The organism is Nocardioides bizhenqiangii, from assembly GCF_034661235.1.
GTDB lineage: Bacteria > Actinomycetota > Actinomycetes > Propionibacteriales > Nocardioidaceae > Nocardioides > Nocardioides bizhenqiangii.
Genome location: NZ_CP141059.1, coordinates 508,579 through 523,096 on the forward strand (window position 1 = coordinate 508,579; position 14,518 = coordinate 523,096).

Below are 14,518 nucleotides of genomic sequence, written 5' to 3' on the forward strand. Positions count from 1 at the left end.
AGGCCGGAGACCGGGGTGGGAGGTCGAGTAGGCGACGGGCGTATCGAGACCCGGTGCCCTCGGTCGCCCGCGATCCTCCGCTCACGGCGTCTCGAGTAGCGGTGACAAGTTGACGACGTCAACCAATCTCGAATATGGTTGACTCTAGCAACCAATCATCCGAGTGGACCGAGGCGACGCCAGCGTGACCCAGCCAGCCGCCGCCGAGCAGCACGGCCAGATGTCGCACCGCGAGATCATGGAGGCCCTGACCGGGCTGCTGCTCGCGATGTTCGTGGCGATGCTGTCGAGCACCGTCGTCACCAACGCGCTGCCGGCGATCGTGACCGACCTCCAAGGGAGCCAGACCGGCTACACCTGGGTCGTGGTCGCCACCCTGCTGACGATGACCGCGACCACTCCGATCTGGGGCAAGCTCGCCGACCTGACCAGCAAGAAGCTGCTCGTCCAGGCGGCCCTCGTCATCTACTCGCTGGGCTCGCTGGTCGCTGCCTTCGCGCCGAACATGGGCGTCCTGATCGGCGCCCGCGCGATCCAGGGGCTCGGCATCGGCGGCCTGACCGCGCTGGTGCAGGTCGTGATCGCGTCGATGGTGTCGCCGCGGGAGCGAGGCCGCTACAGCGGCTACATCGGCGCGGTGTTCGCGACGGCCACGGTCAGCGGACCGCTGCTCGGCGGCGTGATCGTCGACAGCCCGCTGGGCTGGCGGGGCTGCTTCTTCGTGGGTCTCCCGATCGCGGTGCTCGCGTTCGTCGTACTGCAGAAGACGCTGCACCTGCCCGTCCTGCGCCGTGACGACGTCTCGATCGACTACGTCGGCGCGACGCTGATCATGGCCGGGGTCAGCGTGATCCTGGTGTGGGTGTCGCTGGCCGGCACCGACTTCGCCTGGCTGTCGGGAACGACGGCGCTCATGGTCGGCGGAGGACTCGCGCTCGTCGCGACGGCGTTGTACGTCGAGGCGCGGGTCGCGAGCGAGCCGGTGATCCCGCTCCGGCTGTTCAAGGACCGCACCATCGCGCTGGCGACGGCAGCGTCCGTGATGATCGGCGTGGCGATGTTCGGCGCGACGGTCTACCTCGGTCAGTACTTCCAGCTGGCGCGCGGGATGACACCGACCGAGGCCGGCCTGATGTCGATCGCGATGGTGGGCGGGCTCCTCGTGTCGAGCACGCTGACCGGACGGCTGATCACCGCGACCGGCCTGTGGAAGCGCTACCTCGTCGGCGGCACCGTGCTGGTCATCATCGGCCTCGCGCTGCTGGCGACCATCGACGCGGAGACTCCGCTGACCGTCGTCGCCGGCTCCATGCTCGTGGTCGGCCTCGGCATCGGCGCCACCATGCAGAACCTCGTGCTGGCCGTGCAGAACACCGCTCACCCGAAGGACCTCGGCGCCGCCAGCTCCGTGGTCGCGTTCTTCCGCTCGATGGGCGGCTCGATCGGTGTCTCGGCGCTCGGCGCGGTGCTCGCCCACCAGACCTCCGCGCAGGTCAAGGACGGCATCGCCACGCTGGCGGCCGACGGCAAGCTGAGCCCCGAGCAGCTGTCCGGCCTGGAGCACTCCACCGGAGACATCCCCGACCTCGATGCCCTGCCGACCCAGGTCCAGGCCCTCTACGAGGCGGCGATGGGCACCGCGACCGGGCACCTGTTCCTCATCGCCCTGCCGTTCGCCGTGGTTGCCTTGGTGTGCGTGCTGTTCATCAAGGAGTCGCCGCTGCGGACCAACGTCGGTCCGGTCGAGGCGTCCCCCAGGCGACCGGCGACCTCGAGGAGGCGTCCCGATGACATCCACCCCGAAGCGCGAGGACGGGCACCCGGACCGCGTCGACGCGCTCCGCCAGGTAGAGCAGGAGGTCGGCGTGCTCATCCGGCGGGTACGCCGGGTGATCGCCGAGCGGGCGCGCGCCGTGCACCCCGACCTGCAGTCGGCGTCGTACCTCATGCTCGGCTACGTGCTCGACGAGGGCCCGATCCGGGCGTCGGCGCTGTCCACCGTGTTCGACCTCGACAAGGGCGCGATCAGCCGCCAGCTCCAGCACCTCGTCGACCTCGGGCTGGTCGACCGCACGCCCGACCCCGACGACGGCCGCGCCACCCTGATCAGCGTCAGCGCCGAGGGCGCCCGCCGGTTCCAGGACGTCACCGAGCACCGGCGCAAGTTCTTCGACGAGCGGCTCGGGGAGTGGGCCGCCGACGAGATCCGCGCGTTCGCCGGCACCCTGGCCCGTTACAACGAGGCCCTCGGCGGCGAGGGCGGGTCACCGCCCTAGCGCGTCACCCGAAGCTCTCGACATCGACCGTGATCCACACGTGTTCAGCGGTCGCGCGGAGCCCACCGTCGTAGTCGTACAGCGAGGAAGCGGTGAACGTCTTGCGGCCCTCGTTGCCACGGACCTCACCGACGACCACGTAGTGCTCGCCGGTCACCGGCAGGTGGTCGAGCCGCAGCGTCATGGTCCCGAGCACCATCGGCCGCTCGTCGATGTCACTCGCCCAGCCGCCGGGGCAGTCCAGGGCCGCCCAGGTGATGGGCACGCTCACGTCGTACGGCGTCCAGGTGGCGGCCACCACCCCGTCGGAGCCGGCGACAGGACCGGCGAAGATGCGCAGCCCGTCGCCTTCCGCCCGGGCCGGACCGCAGGTGAAGCACGACGGGAACGGGTGGTCCCGGTGGCCCTTGTAGCGCGTCTCCGCGTCGGCCGCCGCCGACAGGGACACCGGCGGGACCGGTGTCGGGTCGGCATCGGCGAGCCGGGCCTCGGCCACCGTCCGGCCGGCGAGGGCGGCCACGAGCCCGCCGTCGGACGGCGTCACGTCGAGGGGGGTCTCCAGCGGAGGGGGCAGCCGCAGGGCGACCGTAACGGCCTGCCCCGGGTGCGGCGTCGCCAGCCGTTCGGCGAGCGCACCGGCGGTCCAGCCCCCGTTTCCCGACCTGATCGGTCCGTGGAAGTGCTCCGGCACGGTCAGTGGCTCGAGGGAGGTCATGCGTAGAGCCTGCCAAAGATCGGCGGACCACGGCGGCCGACCTTGCGTGCACCCGCTGGCGCGATGGGAGAGGATGGGGGGTGTGAGCGACCTGATCGACACCACTGAGATGTACCTCCGCACCATCTACGAGCTGGTCGAGGAGGGCATCGTGCCGCTCCGGGCGCGGATCGCCGAGCGCCTGCACCAGAGCGGCCCGACGGTGTCGCAGACGGTCGCCCGGATGGAGCGCGACGGGCTGCTGACCGTCGAGGGCGACCGCCACCTCGAGCTCACCGAGGACGGCCAGCGGCTGGCCACCCGGGTGATGCGCAAGCACCGGCTCGCCGAGCGGCTGCTCACCGACGTCATCGGCCTCGACTGGGAGCTCGTCCACGAGGAGGCGTGCCGCTGGGAGCACGTCATGTCGGAGACGGTCGAGCGACGGCTGCTCGAGCTGCTCGACCACCCGACCGAGTCGCCTTACGGCAACCCGATCCCCGGGCTGGCCGAGCTGGGCGAGCTCAACCTCGGCGAGGCGTTCATGTCCGACGTCGAGCCGCTGTCGAAGGCCGCCGCCGAGGAGCCGGGCCGGGCGCTGGTACGACGGATCTCCGAGGAGATGCAGAAGGACGAGGCGCTGATGAGCGCCATGCGCCGGGTCGGAGCGCTGCCCGACAAGACGATCACGATCCAGGCCACCGCCGATGGCGTGCTGGTCGGCTCCGGTGGTGAGTCCGCCGAGATCTTCCCCGAGGCGGCCGACCACATCTTCGTCAAGCGGCTGTAGACCGACGAGCCGCCAGCTCCGGCAGCCAGTCCGACGTGCCGGCGTCGACCTTGTACGACGCCAGCTCGTCCCCGCGGGTGGGACCGCGGTTGACGATCACGACCGGCACGCCGAGCTTGGCCGCGCGGCGCACGAACCGGAACCCGCTCATCACGGTGAGGCTGGATCCGGCGACGAGCAGCACCCCGCCGAAGTCCAGCAGGCCGTCGACGGCGGCGTAGCACCGCCCGACCCGGGCGACGGGCACGTTCTCCCCGAAGAACACCACGTCCGGCTTGAGCGGACCGCCGCAGGGTTCGCAGCCGGGCACCACGAACGTGTCCGTGTCGTCGAGCTCGACGTCGCCGTCCGGCCGGCTGGCGACGTCCGCGTGCCGCTCCACCCACCCGGGGTTGAGCTCGGCCAGCCGCTGCTGCAGGGAGGCTCGCGGCGTCGTACCCCCGCAGGAGAGGCAGACCACGTCGGAGATCCGGCCGTGCAGCGCCATCAGTGCCGGGGTGCCGACGGCCTCGTGCAGGCCGTCGACGTTCTGGGTGATCACCAGCTCGGCGCCGAGGGTTGCGACCGCGCGGTGCCCGGCGTTCGGCTCGGCCCGGCGCATCCGCGACCAGCCGAGGTGCGACCGCGCCCAGTAGCGCTGCTGGGCCGCCGGCCCGGACACGAACTCCTGGAAGGTCATCGGCATCCGCGCCGGCGCGCCCGGACCGCGGTAGTCGGGGATGCCGGAGTCGGTCGACAGCCCGGCGCCGGTCAGCACGACCAGGGGCCGGTCCGCGCAGAGGTCGAGCGCAGCCGTCGACACGGTCAGGGTCGGGGCGGTGCTCACGCCAGCAAGAGTACGGCGGCGCGTGCAACCCCGGGCGCCCCCCGATCCGTTGAAGGGGCATGAGGGCAACCGAGTGAGCCGGGACCGCGACCGCGAGTTCGCCGACTTCGTCCGCACCCATCGCGGGGGACTGATGACGACCGCGCGGCTGCTGACCGCGGGCGACGGTCACCTCGCCGAGGACCTGGTGCAGACCGCGCTGGTGCGGGTCTACCTCGCGTGGAGCAGGGCGCGATCCGGGAACCCGGTCGCCTACGCCCGCCGTACCCTCGTCAACTGCACCGCCGACCACCACCGCCGCGGCTTCACCCGTCGGGAGCACAGCGCGGCCGCCGTGCCCGAGACCGCCGCCCCGGTCCACGCCTCCGACGACCTCGATGCTGAGCTCGTCGCCGCGCTCGGGAGCCTCCCGCCGCGGATGCGCGCCGCCGTGGTCCTCCGCCACGTCCACGACCTGTCCGTCGACGACACCGCGCACGCGCTCGGCTGCTCCGTCGGCACCGTCAAGAGCCAGACCGCACGCGGGCTCGACAAGCTCCGCGCCGCCCTCGCCGTACCCACCCTCGAAGGAGATCACCGATGAACGACCTGACCGACCGCCTCGCCCGCCTCGACGGCGCGGCCCCCTCCCCGACCGAGGGCATCGTCGCCGGCGACCTCACCCGCGCCCACGCCGCCCTCGGCCGGCGACGCCGCAGCCGGGCCGCGGTCGCCGGAGTCGGCCTCACCCTCGGCGTCGGCGCAGCGCTGGGTGTGGTCGTCGCCGTCGACGCCGGCGACGACCCGGCGCCATCGCTGGCCGGGCCGTCGTCGTCCGAGCCCGGCCGCGGACAGGGCACCACGATCGACCTGATCGCCTACACCGGTGCTCAGCCCGAAGGCTTCGAGCTCGCCAAGGTGCCCGAGGGCTACGTCCTCCAGGGTTCCGACGCGTTCGTGCTCACGCTCGCGACGCCCGGCGACGACTCCCACCCGCTGAGCTTCGAGGGCAAGGTCGTCATCATGCTCGAGTCCCAGGACGCGGCGCAGCAGCTCGGCGCCGGCCGCGACGTCACCGTGAACGGTGAGCCGGGCGTGCTCGACGGCGGTCCTGGCGAGACCCGCACCCTGCGGTACTTCCAAGGCGACCACCTGGTGATGGTCCAGGTCTGGGAGACCATCGACCTCACCGACGAGCAGATCGTCGAGCTCGCCGAGGGCGTCACCGTCACCTCCGCCGTCGAGGCCGGCGTCGGCTGACCCGTCGGTCGGGGTCAGTCCTCGATGAGGGGCACGAACAGGTAGCGCCCGTGCCGCTCCACCACCGGTCCCTCCGGTGAGAGCACCACCCGCGTCATCACCCCCTCGACCGGCACCACCAGCACTCCTCCGACGGCCAATTGTTCGAGGAGTGCTGGTGGTACGGCGTGGGCCGCTGCCGACACCAGCACCCGGTCGTACGGCGCCTCCGCCGGCCAGCCCAGCACCCCCGGCTCGGCCTGGAACACGCTGATGGGCGCAAAGGGCGATAGTCCCTGACGTTCCTGTCGAGAATCCGGCCGATCGACGACAGATTCATCAGGGACTATCCGCGCCAGCGCGGTCCGGCTCGACGCCACCAGCTCGGGGATCCGCTCCACGCCGACCACCGATCCGGTGGGGCCGACCAGGTGGGCGAGCAGGGCAGTGGTCCAGCCGGAGCCGGACCCGACGTCGAGCACCCGGTCACCGGGCTGGGGGTCGAGCAGGTCGAGCATGTTGCGCACCGTGGTGGGCTGGCTGTTGGTGACGCCGTATCCGATGTCGAGCGCATGGTCGATGCCGGCGAACGGGTGCTGCCAGGCCGGGAGGAAGTCGCGGCGGGGGACCGCTGCGAACGCCTCATCCACCCGAGCGCTCATGGCGGCGCTCAGCCGTAGCGCAGCTTCGCCCGCTCGCGCGCCTTCTCCGCCTCGATCTCGCGGTCCTTGGGCGGCGCGTTCGTCACCAGCGCCTCCAGCAGGTGCTGGGTGGCGTGGGCGACCTCGTGGACAGCGCGGTCGAACGCCTCCTGGTTGGCCTGCGACGGCTTCGTCGTCCCGCTGACCTTCCGCACGTACTGCAGCGCGGCAGCGGTCACCTCGTCCGACGTCGCAGGCGGCTCGAAGTTGTGGAGAACCCGGATGTTGCGGCACATGCTTCGAGCGTACGCCGGGTCTCGATACGCGGCTCGCGCAGAGCGCTCGCCGCTACTCGACCACCGAAAGCATCGTTGGTCGAGTAGCCCGGCGTACGCCGGGTCTCGATACGCGGCTCGCGCAGAGCGCTCGCCGCTACTCGACCACTGAAAGCATCGTTGGTCGAGTAGCCCGAGCCGCTAGGCGAGGGCGTATCGAGACCTACGAGCGGTCGCGCAGGTCGAAGAACTCCACGTCCTCGCCGGTGACCAGCACGACCCGCCCGTCGGGCAGGGGTACGGCGCGCACCTGGTCGACGTCGTCGCCGTACTCCACCTGGACCATCCGGTTGCGCAGCTCGCCGTCCACGATCCGCAGCACCGACAGGTAGCCGACGCCACTGCGCTGGATGACGGTCAGGATGGTGCGGTGGTCGTTGATGAACGTGAACGACCGCGGGTCGGCGCCGGCCAGTGCGTTGGTGCCCGATGCATAGCGCTGGACGTTCATCCGGTGCACGTCCTCGAGGTCCGCGACGTTGAACAGGCCGACCTGGGCGCCCCAGCCACGGCCGCCGATCGACGGTCCCTCACCGACCCCGACGAGCCGCTTCGGCCCGAGCGGGTGGAGGTACTCCGAGAAGCCGGGGATCTTGAGCTTCGCGATCAGCCGCGGTCGCTCCACCTCGGTCAGGTCGACCGCGTAGAGCGGGTCGACCTGGCGGAACGTCACCAGGATCGCCAGCCCGTCGAACCACCGCACCGACTTGAGGTCCTCGTTGCGACCGAGCTCGTCGAGCCGGCCGATCTCGACCAGGTCCTGCCCGTCGCGGTCGAACGTCACGACCGAGTTGAAGTTGCCGGTCTCGGAGGTCGGGGTGACAGCGACGCGCAACACACCGCCTGCCTCGTCCATCGCCCACCGGTCGGCGATCGCGCCCTCGACCTCGCCGGACGCGACGTGCGTGGCCCGGGTGCCGTCGACCTTGAAGTCGAACAGGTAGGTGCTGCCGCCCTGCACGCTCGGCAGGATGCGCGAGCCGATGCAGCCGATGCAGTCGAGCCCGTTGCCCCAGCTCGGGCTCGCCGCCAGGTAGAGGTGGTCGACCGACTCGTAGGCGATGTCGGTCGCTCCGGCCAGGCCGATCGCGTCGACCTCCGCGGGAGCGGCGGCCTCGAAGCCGACCACGCTCACCGTGTCGAGCGTGAGCTCGTCGGACGGGATCGCCACGTCGGTGCAGTCCAGCAGCTGCGCGGGGTCCTCGCCGTTGGCGGTGATCGTCGGCAGCCAGTCCTCGATGGTGGACTTCTCCACCTTGTCGCGGTTCGTCGCCAGCGCCTTGCGGGCGCTGCGCCCGTTGGTCGGGCGCACGAAGCCGAGGTCCGGCAGTCCGCTCGACAGCACCAGGCGTACGGCGTCGCCGTGCTGGCGCGCCGACAGCAGCCGCGCGTCGTAGGCCACGTCCTCGACGACCTCGGGTGCCTCCGGGTCTGCGATCGAGACGGTGAGGACGCGGGTGCCCAGCCGAGAGCCGGCGCCGTACGCCGTCCGGACCCGCGGCGCGTGGTCGTCGATGCCGACGGCGACCACTTGGTCGCCGGCGAGCATGATCTCGCCTTCCTCGAGGCCTTCGAGGTCGACCGACGAAAGCCGCTCGGTGCGCTCCCCGGTGACGTCGTAGACGACCAGCTCGTCGTCACGCAGCCGCAGCAGCAGGTCGCCGTTGGTCTTGACCAGGTCGGGCTCGTCGACGCCGATCTCCTGCACGTTGGTGCCGGTGTCGCTGTTCTCCTGGCGGGCGGTCTTTGATGCCGTTCCAAAGGTTGCTCGGTCGTTGGCCTGCTCGAGGTAACCGAGGTGAAGGCTGTCCATGTCAAGGGGCGCGTCAGACGCGCCGCGGCTGAACTGCCTCACTTCCGCGATGATGGGGCCGTCCTCCCAGTAGGGGTTGTACGGCTCGTCCCACCCCCACGCGGTGACCCGGCCGAGCCCGCGGTCGACGTACGTCTCCAGCAGCTCGTCGCAGGACTTCGCCGTCTCGAGGTCGGCCTGGAACGCGACATGGCTGGGGGCCTCTCCGGCGCCACCGGCGTCGGAGTCGGAGCCCCCGTCGCCGCCGTCGCCGCCGTCGACCAGGGTCCCCGCGAGGAACGCTCCGACGATGCCGGTGGCGAGGCCGGCGGTCAGCAGCGGCTTGACCAGGAAGTGCCGCTGCTTCGAGGCTGCGGGCGCGGTGGCCTGGCGGCCGGCACGCAGGATGTCGTGGGTGGGCGGCTTGCCGACGGGCAGGTCGTCCCAGAGGTCTTCGAGGTCGGTCATCGCGACGCCCCTCCGCTCAGGTCGAGGATGTGGTCGTTCGCAGCCAGCAGGGCCAGGGACCGCGACAGCCGGCTCTTCACGGTGCCCGCCGGCACCCCCAGGACGTCGGCGGTCTGTCGTTCGGTGAGCTGCACGAAGTAGCGGAGGACCACCACGTCGCGGTTGGGCTTGGTCAGGCAGTCGAGGGCGCGGTGCACCGCGTCGGCCAGCACGATGGCGTCGGTGCCGTCACCGACCGATGTCTGCATCGATCCGGCGCCGCCGTCCTCCAGCTGTCCGGTCGCCGCACGGTCCTTCCACCACCGGCTGCGCCGGTTGTCCCGCAGGCAGTTGAGCAGCATCCGGTAGACGTAGGCGTCCCGGTTGTCCGCGTTGCTCACCTTGTCCCAGCCGGTGTAGCACCGGACCAGCGTGGTCTGGGCGAGGTCCTCCGCCTCGTGGGGCAGGGCACCCAGGAACACGGCGGCACGGACCAGCGTCCCCCAGGCCTGCTCCACGTAGGCGGCGTACTCCGCCTCGGTGTCTCGATCCACGAACTCTCCGATGCTCTTCCCTGCCGGGCTGCTGACCGTACGACGGATCTACGACCCCGGTAGGTTCCATCGGTCTCGATACGGCCTCGCGCAGAGCGCTCGGCCTACTCGACCACCGAAGGGACGGAGTGCGACGATGGCGGACATGGCTCAGTCATCCGGCTCCCCGCGCACCTACGACCTCGTCCTGCTCGGAGCGACCGGGTTCACCGGCGGGCTGACCGCCGACTACCTCGCGGAGCACGCCCCCGACGGCCTGCGGTGGGCGATCGCGGGACGCAGCAAGGAGAAGCTCGAGCGGGTGCGCGAGCGGCTCGGCGCCGGTGCCGAAACAGTCGACCTACTGGTTGCGGACTCGTCCGACGAAGCCTCGCTCCGTGACCTGGCCTCCCAGACCAAGGTGGTCGCGACGACGGTCGGTCCCTACCTCGAGTACGGCGCTCCGCTGGTCGCCGCGTGCGCCCAGGAGGGCACCGACTACGCCGACCTCACCGGCGAGCCGGAGTTCGTCGACCGGACGTACGTCGACCACCAGGCGACCGCCGAGGCCAGCGGCGCCCGGCTCGTTCACGCGTGTGGCTTCGACTCCATCCCGCACGACCTCGGTGCCTACTTCACCATCCGGCAGCTCGCCGACGCTGTCGGTGGCGAGATCACGGAGCCGGTGACGATGCGCGGCGTGGTCCGGTCCAACGGCACCTTCTCCGGTGGCACCTTCCACTCCGCGCTCACCGCGTTCGGGCGGGCCCGGCAGATGCGCGACGCGATGCAGGCCCGCAAGCGGGTCGAGCCGCGTCCCGAGGGCCGTCGGTCGAAGGCGGTCGCGGGCAAGCCCGGCCGCGACAAGCTGCTCGGGTACTGGTTGCTCCCGCTGCCGACGATCGACCCCTTCATCGTGGCCCGCAGCGGCGCCGCGCTCCCGTCGTACGGCCCGGACTTCCGGTACTCGCACTTCGCCGGCACCAAGACGCTGCGCTATGCCGCCGGTGGTGCTGTCGGAGCCAGCGCCCTGGCGGTCGCCGCGCAGGTGCCGCCCGTCCGCAACACGCTGAAGAAGCGGGTGCCGCAGGGCAGCGGACCGTCGGAGGGGCGGCGCAACGCGTCCTGGTTCTCCGTCGAGTTCGTGGCCGAGAGCGGCGACACCACGGTCCGGACCAAGGTGTCCGGCGGCGACCCGGGCTACACCGAGACCGCGAAGATGCTGGCCGAGTCGACCCTCTGCCTGGCGCTCGACGACAACCCGCCCACGGCAGGGCAGGTCACCACTGCTGAGGCGATGGGCGACGCGCTGCTGGCCCGGCTGCAGGCAGCCGGCCTGACGTTCGCGCGGGTCCGGTAACCGCCGTCCAGCGTCTAGCGAGCGCTCTCGACGGCCCACTCGCCGGCCGGGTCCACCGGGAGCTCGTTGGTGACGACCTGGAGCAGGCTGGTCGCCGAGTGGTGGTTGCCGGGGGTGGAGGACGCCAGCAGCGCCTCTGATCCCTGCGCCTCGTCGAACGACGACGGGACGACGAGCAGGCAGTAGACGACGCGGTCCGAGGTCGTCAGGTAGATGACGTGGGTGTCGTCGCGCGGGAACTTCCCCACCTTGACGGAACGGCCGCGGACGGCGATGCGCCGCGGCGCGTCGTCCCAGTCGGGGGGCGAGTAGACCGCCCGGACGATCCGCCCGTACTGCGTCGGGAAGTCGTCGACGAGCTCGGCGAACTCGGTGGCGAGGTCGCGACTCCGCGGCCACCAGCCGCCGTCGAGGCTGTCGCGCCCGACGCCGGACGTCCCGATCGCGAGCCGCAGCCCACTCATTGCGAAACCGCCGCCCGGAAGGTGCTCGCGAAGTCCATCCGTCGCCAGGTGGTGTGCGGGTTGCTGGCCTCGGCGAGGAGCTCCTCGGCCGCGGCCGGGTCCGTGTCGTGGGGGATCATCAGCAGCCGACAGCTGGAACGGTCGCTCAGGACCAGGATCAGCGTCCGGGTGAGGTACTGGGCCGGCACCGAGGCCTCGCTCCGGTCCCAGTTGTCGTGGAGGAACGCGTAGCTGACGATCGACGGCCGGTCCGCGGGCCACCGGCCCATCAGGTCGAGGATCTGGTGCGAAACGTCGTCTCCACCGGGCCACCACCCGCCGCCGTAAGGACGGTTCGTGTGATTGAGCTGAAGGCGCAGATCTGGCTGTACGACGGTGGCCATGACGGCCTCTCCCCGGTCGCCGTTAGACCGCTGCACCCTGGGGGGCTGCTGGAGACGACCTTGCCTTCGACAGTAACACCGCAGGGGCGGCCCCCCACCTTCGTCAGCCGGCCGGTTCGACGTCCCCGGCGTGGAGGGAGCTACTTCCGGCCGGCGGTCATCGCGACCAACATCAGCTGGATGCACTGGTCGGTGAACTCGGCGTCGACGGTGCCGCGCCTGAGCAGCTCGCCGAGGTAGGCGCCGACCATCAGGCTGACCGCCGCGTCGGCGTCGAAGTCGGAGCCGAGCTTGCCGGCCGCGACGTCCGCCTCGATCAGCGCGACGAGGGCGTCGGTGTAGGGCAGGAGAATGCGGCGGAAGCCGTCGGTGAACCGGCGATCGGTGTCGCCGATGATCGCGGCGAGGCCACCGGGCCCGAGCACGTCGGACATCTGCTGCCAGGTCTGGTTCAGGGCCCAGCGGATCTTCTCGCCCGGGTCGGCGTCGGGCGGCTGGCCGGGCTCGCCGATCGCCCTCACCAACGCGGCGCGCAAGAGCTCGTGCCGGTCGGCGTACCGGCGGTAGATGGTGGTCTTCGCCACCCCCGAGGAGTCAGCCACGGCCTCGACGGTGACGGCGCGGGGTCCGCCGGCGCGAAGCAGCTCGAGCCCGGCGGTCAGGATGCGCCGGTCGGTGTCCGCGTCGCGTGGGCGACCCCGCCGCGGCGCGGCACCCTGAGGCGTCTGTGCTTGGCCTACCACTGCGTGGATCCTTTCGAGTGGCATGAGGCGATGTTGGATTTCGGCGAACTACCGCTACAAACTACGGGGCGAGTAGCGGAGTCCCGCCCAGCCGCCCGAGATGAAAACTCTATTCGTCTTGCGCCGGCGTGCCGGCGGGGGACGACCGTTCAGGCCTTGCGTGACGCCCGACCTGGCCCGGACGGCGCCGGACAGCCAGTGGTGCGCGGTCCATCGGCGAGTCTCGAGGGGCCGATCACCCGCGCAGGGCGCCCCCAGTCGGGGACGCCCTGCTGCCGGCAGTGCCACCTGGTCACGCACCAAGGCCCTGGGTCATCCGTTGGCGATGATGTCGGCTGCCAGCCACCCGATTGCCATCGCCGGCGCCGCGGTGTTGCCGGCGACCTGGGTGGGCAGGACCGAGATGTCGACGACCCGGAGTCCCTCGACACCGCGTACCCGCAGGTCTGGAGTGACCACGTCGTCGTCGTTGGGACCCATGGCCGCCGAGCCCACCGCGTGGTAGATGGTGTTGCCGGGCGATGATGCGAAGTCCACCACCTGCTCCGGCGTCTGCACGTCGGTGCCCGGGAACTCCTCGAACGCGATCTCACCGGCCAGCGGGTCCTGGGCGGTGACGTCGCGCAACCGGTCGATGATGGCTCCGGTGACGCGGCGGTCCTCCTCGTCCTGGAAGTAGTTCGCGTTGATGATCGGGCTCGATCCGGGGAGCGCGTCGCTGATGTGGATCGAGCTCTGCGTGTTGGGCCGGATCTGGTAGCCGAGCAGGTACATGCCTGGCTCCTTGGACGGATTGAGGCCCTCGGAGAAGTCCAGCCCGAACGGCGTGGCGACCACCTGGATGTCAGGGCGAACCACGTCGAGGGACGAGCGCACGTGTGCCATCAGGTCATAACCCGCCGTGCTGACGGGACCCTCGCGGGTCAACAGGTACTTCACGCCGTGCCCCAGCTGCTTGGCCTTGGAGCTCAGCGCGAGCGTGTGACCGATCTCGCGCTTGAACCGGATCTGCGCAGCGACACCGTGCTGTTCGATCATCCGCTCGCCGACGTTCGGGGACTCGACCCGCAGCGCGACGCCGGCGTTGCTCAGGACGTCTCCGCGGCCGATGCCGGAGCGCTCCAGGAGCAGCGGGGTCTCGATCGCTCCAGCGGAGAGGACGACCTCCTTACGCGCGGTGTAGTCCACGACGCGGTGGTCGCGGCGGGCCCGTACGCCGACTACGCGCTTGCCCTCGAAGCGGAGCAGCCCGACGGTGGTGTCAGTCGCGATGGTGAGGTTCTTGCGGTTGCGTGCCGGCCACAGGAACGCGTTGGCGGTGCTCTGACGGATGCCGTTCTTGATGGTGGACGGCGTGAACCCGATCTGCTGCTGGTCCTGGGCGTTGACGTCCTCGACGAACCCCCATCCGGCCTTCTCAGCGGACTGCAAGAAGAGCTGCACCGTTTCGTCGTCGCTCTCCTGCGGGACGCTGATCCCGACCGGCCCGCCTGCTCCGCGCACGTCTGAGGATCCCAGGGAGTGGTCCTCCATGGCCCGGAAGGCCGGCAGCACCTGGTCCCAGCCCCATCCAGGGTTTCCGGCCGCGGCCAGCGCGTCGTAGTCCGCCTGTTGGCCACGGACGTACATCATGCCGTTGACGGCAGTCGACCCACCAAGGCCGCGGCCGCGCTGCCACGCTTCGGCGTACCCGGTTGCGGTGGGGTTGGCCAGGTAGGTGGTGGTGAGCTTGTCGGACTTGAGGGTGAAGAAGAACCCCTTGGGGATGTAGAGCATCGGGTTGAAGCCCTTGCCGCCCCGTTCGATCAGGAGCACCGAGTTCCTCGGGTCCTCGGACAGGCGGCTGGCCAGCACAGCGCCGGAGCCTCCTGCTCCCACGATGACGTAGTCGAATGTCTCCTCGTTCGTTGTCACAACGGTCGCCTCCTCAGCGAATTGAATGTGTCTTTCACCTTCAATAACGCTACGGTCAGCGTAGTCTATTCCTGGAGTCGCGCTTCGCCCAGTGCCGGGCAC

15 protein-coding genes and 1 pseudogene are annotated in these 14,518 nt (G+C 70.8%); 6 read left to right on the forward strand and 10 right to left on the reverse strand.

The window, feature by feature from the left end:
* Positions 1 to 280: 280 nt before the first annotated feature.
* Together SHK19_RS02495 and SHK19_RS02500 are read left to right on the forward strand one after the other, a co-directional pair.
* A pseudogene (locus SHK19_RS02495) lies at positions 281 to 1,387 on the forward strand (MFS transporter); the annotation flags it as partial.
* Positions 1,388 to 1,946: 559 nt separating this feature from the next.
* Positions 1,947 to 2,276 (forward strand): MarR family winged helix-turn-helix transcriptional regulator, encoded by a 330-nt coding sequence (locus tag SHK19_RS02500; protein ID WP_322938667.1) that lies wholly within the window; start codon positions 1,947 to 1,949, stop codon positions 2,274 to 2,276.
* A gap of 4 nt (positions 2,277 to 2,280) precedes the next feature.
* Here the strand turns inward: SHK19_RS02500 and SHK19_RS02505 are convergent, their stop codons facing one another.
* Positions 2,281 to 2,991 carry a hotdog family protein gene (locus SHK19_RS02505; protein WP_322457707.1) on the reverse strand — a complete coding sequence of 237 codons (711 nt, stop codon included), beginning with the start codon at positions 2,989 to 2,991 and terminating at the stop codon, positions 2,281 to 2,283.
* Positions 2,992 to 3,073: 82 nt separating this feature from the next.
* On the opposite strand from SHK19_RS02505, the gene SHK19_RS02510 reads away from it, so the two are divergent.
* Positions 3,074 to 3,760, forward strand: a complete 687-nt coding sequence (locus tag SHK19_RS02510) for a metal-dependent transcriptional regulator (protein ID WP_322457708.1) — start codon at positions 3,074 to 3,076, stop codon at positions 3,758 to 3,760.
* Here the strand turns inward: SHK19_RS02510 and SHK19_RS02515 are convergent.
* Positions 3,747 to 4,586 carry a Sir2 family NAD-dependent protein deacetylase gene (locus SHK19_RS02515; RefSeq protein ID WP_322457709.1) on the reverse strand — a complete coding sequence of 280 codons (840 nt, stop codon included), beginning with the start codon at positions 4,584 to 4,586 and terminating at the stop codon, positions 3,747 to 3,749. The two genes, SHK19_RS02510 and SHK19_RS02515, sit on opposite strands and share 14 nt — an antisense overlap.
* A 73-nt stretch (positions 4,587 to 4,659) precedes the next feature.
* Here SHK19_RS02515 and SHK19_RS02520 point away from each other — a divergent pair, with 73 nt between their 5' ends.
* Together SHK19_RS02520 and SHK19_RS02525 are read left to right on the forward strand one after the other, a co-directional pair.
* Positions 4,660 to 5,169, forward strand: a complete 510-nt coding sequence (locus SHK19_RS02520; RefSeq protein ID WP_322457710.1) for a SigE family RNA polymerase sigma factor — start codon at positions 4,660 to 4,662, stop codon at positions 5,167 to 5,169.
* Positions 5,166 to 5,825 (forward strand): hypothetical protein, encoded by a 660-nt coding sequence (locus tag SHK19_RS02525; protein WP_322457711.1) that lies wholly within the window; start codon positions 5,166 to 5,168, stop codon positions 5,823 to 5,825. Before SHK19_RS02520 ends, SHK19_RS02525 begins: the two co-directional genes overlap by 4 nt.
* Positions 5,826 to 5,839: 14 nt before the next feature.
* On the opposite strand, the gene SHK19_RS02530 is transcribed toward SHK19_RS02525, so the two are convergent.
* From SHK19_RS02530 to SHK19_RS02545, 4 genes are all read right to left on the reverse strand, one after another.
* A complete protein-coding gene (locus tag SHK19_RS02530; RefSeq protein ID WP_322457712.1) occupies positions 5,840 to 6,454 on the reverse strand; it encodes a protein-L-isoaspartate O-methyltransferase family protein in 615 nt (204 codons plus the stop codon).
* 20 nt (positions 6,455 to 6,474) lie between these two features.
* On the reverse strand, positions 6,475 to 6,741 hold the full coding sequence (locus SHK19_RS02535; RefSeq protein ID WP_322457713.1) for a DUF2277 domain-containing protein: 267 nt from the start codon (positions 6,739 to 6,741) through the stop codon (positions 6,475 to 6,477).
* Between the two features lie 202 nt (positions 6,742 to 6,943).
* Positions 6,944 to 9,040: a beta-propeller domain-containing protein gene (locus SHK19_RS02540; protein WP_322457714.1), complete on the reverse strand. Its 2,097-nt coding sequence runs from the start codon at positions 9,038 to 9,040 to the stop codon at positions 6,944 to 6,946.
* Positions 9,037 to 9,573: a SigE family RNA polymerase sigma factor gene (locus tag SHK19_RS02545; RefSeq protein WP_322457715.1), complete on the reverse strand. Its 537-nt coding sequence runs from the start codon at positions 9,571 to 9,573 to the stop codon at positions 9,037 to 9,039. The genes SHK19_RS02540 and SHK19_RS02545 overlap by 4 nt, the downstream gene beginning before the upstream one ends.
* Before the next feature lie 145 nt (positions 9,574 to 9,718).
* Between SHK19_RS02545 and SHK19_RS02550 the strand changes: the two genes are divergently transcribed.
* Positions 9,719 to 10,912 (forward strand): saccharopine dehydrogenase family protein, encoded by a 1,194-nt coding sequence (locus tag SHK19_RS02550; protein ID WP_322937739.1) that lies wholly within the window; start codon positions 9,719 to 9,721, stop codon positions 10,910 to 10,912.
* 14 nt (positions 10,913 to 10,926) lie between these two features.
* Here the strand turns inward: SHK19_RS02550 and SHK19_RS02555 are convergent, their stop codons facing one another.
* From SHK19_RS02555 to SHK19_RS02570, 4 genes are all read right to left on the reverse strand, one after another.
* On the reverse strand, positions 10,927 to 11,376 hold the full coding sequence (locus tag SHK19_RS02555) for a DUF5994 family protein (RefSeq protein WP_322457717.1): 450 nt from the start codon (positions 11,374 to 11,376) through the stop codon (positions 10,927 to 10,929).
* On the reverse strand, positions 11,373 to 11,759 hold the full coding sequence (locus tag SHK19_RS02560) for a DUF5994 family protein (RefSeq protein ID WP_322457718.1): 387 nt from the start codon (positions 11,757 to 11,759) through the stop codon (positions 11,373 to 11,375). Before SHK19_RS02560 ends, SHK19_RS02555 begins: the two co-directional genes overlap by 4 nt.
* Before the next feature lie 140 nt (positions 11,760 to 11,899).
* Positions 11,900 to 12,502: a TetR/AcrR family transcriptional regulator gene (locus SHK19_RS02565; protein WP_322937740.1), complete on the reverse strand. Its 603-nt coding sequence runs from the start codon at positions 12,500 to 12,502 to the stop codon at positions 11,900 to 11,902.
* A gap of 312 nt (positions 12,503 to 12,814) precedes the next feature.
* The gene (locus SHK19_RS02570; RefSeq protein ID WP_322937741.1) at positions 12,815 to 14,416 is read right to left on the reverse strand and encodes a GMC family oxidoreductase; all 1,602 of its coding nucleotides are present in this window, start codon (positions 14,414 to 14,416) and stop codon (positions 12,815 to 12,817) included.
* Between the last annotated feature and the right edge of the window lie 102 nt (positions 14,417 to 14,518).

Excerpts from the sequence above, each read along its gene's own strand:
- SHK19_RS02500 (WP_322938667.1), top strand. The coding sequence starts at position 1,947 with ATGCTCGGCTACGTGCTCGACGAGGGCCCGATCCGGGCGTCGGCGCTG.
- SHK19_RS02505 (WP_322457707.1), bottom strand. The coding sequence starts at position 2,991 with ATGACCTCCCTCGAGCCACTGACCGTGCCGGAGCACTTCCACGGACCG.
- SHK19_RS02525 (WP_322457711.1), top strand. The coding sequence starts at position 5,166 with ATGAACGACCTGACCGACCGCCTCGCCCGCCTCGACGGCGCGGCCCCC.
- SHK19_RS02535 (WP_322457713.1), bottom strand. The coding sequence starts at position 6,741 with ATGTGCCGCAACATCCGGGTTCTCCACAACTTCGAGCCGCCTGCGACG.
- SHK19_RS02540 (WP_322457714.1), bottom strand. The coding sequence starts at position 9,040 with ATGACCGACCTCGAAGACCTCTGGGACGACCTGCCCGTCGGCAAGCCG.
- SHK19_RS02550 (WP_322937739.1), top strand. The coding sequence starts at position 9,719 with ATGGCTCAGTCATCCGGCTCCCCGCGCACCTACGACCTCGTCCTGCTC.
- SHK19_RS02555 (WP_322457717.1), bottom strand. The coding sequence starts at position 11,376 with ATGAGTGGGCTGCGGCTCGCGATCGGGACGTCCGGCGTCGGGCGCGAC.
- SHK19_RS02560 (WP_322457718.1), bottom strand. The coding sequence starts at position 11,759 with ATGGCCACCGTCGTACAGCCAGATCTGCGCCTTCAGCTCAATCACACG.